The 2,615-nt window shown below is 66.5% G+C and carries 3 protein-coding genes; 1 reads left to right on the top strand and 2 read right to left on the bottom strand.

Annotation, left to right across the window (positions count from 1 at the left end; translation table 11 throughout):
* Positions 1-79: 79 nt before the first annotated feature.
* The gene (locus ACRC0P_RS14350; RefSeq protein WP_438631987.1) at positions 80-1,291 is read right to left on the bottom strand and encodes a hypothetical protein; all 1,212 of its coding nucleotides are present in this window, start codon (positions 1,289-1,291) and stop codon (positions 80-82) included.
* 17 nt (positions 1,292-1,308) lie between these two features.
* Positions 1,309-1,731 carry a hypothetical protein gene (locus ACRC0P_RS14345; protein WP_438631986.1) on the bottom strand — a complete coding sequence of 141 codons (423 nt, stop codon included), beginning with the start codon at positions 1,729-1,731 and terminating at the stop codon, positions 1,309-1,311.
* Between ACRC0P_RS14345 and ACRC0P_RS14340 the strand changes: the two genes are divergently transcribed.
* Positions 1,730-2,374 (top strand): hypothetical protein, encoded by a 645-nt coding sequence (locus tag ACRC0P_RS14340; RefSeq protein WP_438631985.1) that lies wholly within the window; start codon positions 1,730-1,732, stop codon positions 2,372-2,374. The genes ACRC0P_RS14345 and ACRC0P_RS14340 overlap by 2 nt on opposite strands.
* Positions 2,375-2,615: the final 241 nt, after the last annotated feature.

Below are 2,615 nucleotides of genomic sequence, written 5' to 3'. Positions count from 1 at the left end.
GATCGGCCTATGCTATCCAGTAATGCCGATCGCGGGCATGGCCCGCTCCTACGGGATTTTTTGGATCATTGACGTTCGTTCAGATATTGTTTTCCAGCGCCCCGGTTTCCGCCTGGTAGATTTCCCTGAGCAGTTCGCGCCACTGGCGGTACTGGTTTTCCACGGTGCCGGTAAGGGTCACGGTGCGGTCTTCCAGCTCGACGATCTGCGGCTCCACCTCCGACTGCATGGAGTCGCCCAGTTCCTGCAGCGCCTCTATGTGCATCTTGGCTTCCGCGCGGCGGTCGAATCCGCTCTTGATCAGGTAGCCGCCGCCGGCGATACCCACCTGGCCGGCGGCGCGCGCGGCTCCGGTGCCGCCCCCGGCGGCGGCGATACCGCCGATAATCGCCGCCGCACCCATGATGGTGTGATTGCGGGCCTTGCGCTTCAGTTCGCGCATCTGCTGCACTTCCTCGTAGCTCATGGCGCGCCACTCCTGGTAGGGCGTCTCCATGGATTTTACGAAGGTGCCGTAGTAGCCCTGCAGGGTATCCACGAACAGGTAGTCCCGCTCGCGAATGCGGCGCACGCGCTCGAGCATGGGGTCATTTTCCGCGGGCAGGGCGGTCAGCTGGTAGATGCCGTCCTCGTCCCGGATCAGGTAGCGGTCGAACGCGTGGGGGGAGAAACTGCGCGCGAACTTCATTTCGGAAATGGTGCGCAGCTCGGCGACGTACTGGTCCGAGAGCCGCTGTCGGTAGATCAGCATGTCGTTGGCGACGCGGTTGTAGACTCCCTGGAAGGCGTCGCCCTCGGTGGGATGCTTGCGGTCGTAGGCGTACTGGGAGGCCTGCTCCGTATACTCCTTGTTGAACCAGACCCGGCCGCTGGAATCGGTGACGGTGACATCCACGGTGAGGGTTTCGCCGTCGGACTGCAGGATGGCGCCAACGACGGTGACATCGATATTGGTGCGCTCGCTGGGGATGACCCGCACCGCGCCCCAGCCCTGGCTGGACTGCAGCGACTCGGCCAGGGTGACGGCGATGTAGCGGGATTCCGCCCGGCGGAGTTCGGGGAAGACCAGTTCGTCCTCATCCGTCCCGGCGCTGTCCAGCCCGGGGTTGAACTGCACTATCCCCACGTCCAGCAGGCGGTCCTCGGGAATGGTCGCGTCCTCCACTGTGAGCGGCGTAAAGGCGGTGGTGCGCACATCGGTGGTGGTGCAGGCGCCGAGAGCCAGCAGCGCCGCCATCAGCAGGCCGCGCCTCAGAGCGTCAACGCAGAAATTCGTCCTGGACAAGGGCATACCGGCTTCCTCCGCTGTCACTTCTGTGATTTCTTGTATTTTCGGTACTCTTCCCACAGTTTTTCCCGCAACTCCGGGTCCGACTCGCGGGTGGCCGCCTCGCGGATCTGGCGAGCCACCACGTCGTCGTCGTTGCCGCTGGGAATGTCCGCCGGCACCACCGGGGTGGTGCCGCTGTGGTCGTACTCGCCCTCGCGGCCGGCGGTGGGCAGGCCGGGGCCGGTGGCCTGCCCGCTGGAGTTGTTCATTTCCGGGCCGCTGCCGCCCTCGCCACCGCCTCCGGGGGGCGCGGGGATTTCCGCTTCGGCGGATTCGATCAGGTCCTCCAGGGATTCCCCGGGGGGCGCTTCGTCCATGCCTTCCTCCTCCTCTTCCGGGGAGGCGGGGCGGTTGCGCACGTAGTCCCGCGAACGCAGGATCATACCGTCGTAGCTGGCCATGGTGGCATCGAACTCGCCCTCCAGTTCCGCGACCCGCTCCGCGGAGCTGGCCGGCGCTTCATTGGGGGCGCTGCTGCCGCTCGCCGGGCTGCCGGCGCTGGCCTGGGCACTGGAGGAACCACCGGCCGAGGCGCTGCTGGAGGAGGACGCGCTGTTGGAAGCGCTGCTGGACGAGGCACTGTTGGAAGAACTGCTGGAGCTGGAAGAAGAGGCGGTCTGCTCCTCCTCGGAAAAGTCGATCTCGTCCGGGGGCTCGCCCTCGCTGTTGGTGGAGGGGTCCGGCGGCATTCGGCTCTCCTCCGGGCGCTGGTCGGATTCGCTGTACACCGGCGTGGAGCGCTCGCCGCTGCGCGAGCTGTCGGGCCCGCTGTCGCTGGCGGAGCGGCTGCGCTGTGATTCCTCGCCGCTGCGCGAGGCGGTGCTCTGGCTGGACTCGCTGCCGGATTCGATGCTCGGCAGGTCCATGCTGGGGCGGTTGCTGGAGACGGTGACGCCGGGCATACCCTGGCTGGGGCTGCTGGACGAACTGCTCGAGGGCATGCCTGCGCTGGCAGTCGAGGACTGGCTGCTGCTGGAGGAACTGCTCGATGAGGAGGAACTCGACTGGGATTGCGATGAGGAACTGGAGGACGACTGGGACTGAGACGGCTGCGCCGGCGGTTGCGACGGGGTCTGCTGGCTTTTGCAGCCGGCGATCGCCGCGCTCAGCGCCACAGCGGAGACCAGCGTGCGCCAGCCAAGTTCTTCGAGTACCGTTTTCCGTAGAGTCATTGTGTCTCTCCCGAGCTGCGTGTCCGGTGCCGGCCCCGGGTTTCTGTAGGAGCGGCGGGGCGGCCATCCGCTCATGGCCGCGATCGGACTGCGCTTCGTAGCTCAGATCGATC

It is taken from the genome of Microbulbifer sp. (assembly GCF_051659245.1).
Lineage (GTDB): Bacteria > Pseudomonadota > Gammaproteobacteria > Pseudomonadales > Cellvibrionaceae > Microbulbifer.
Note: the sequence above shows the minus strand (reverse complement) of the source record. Positions and strands in the feature narration are given on the sequence as shown.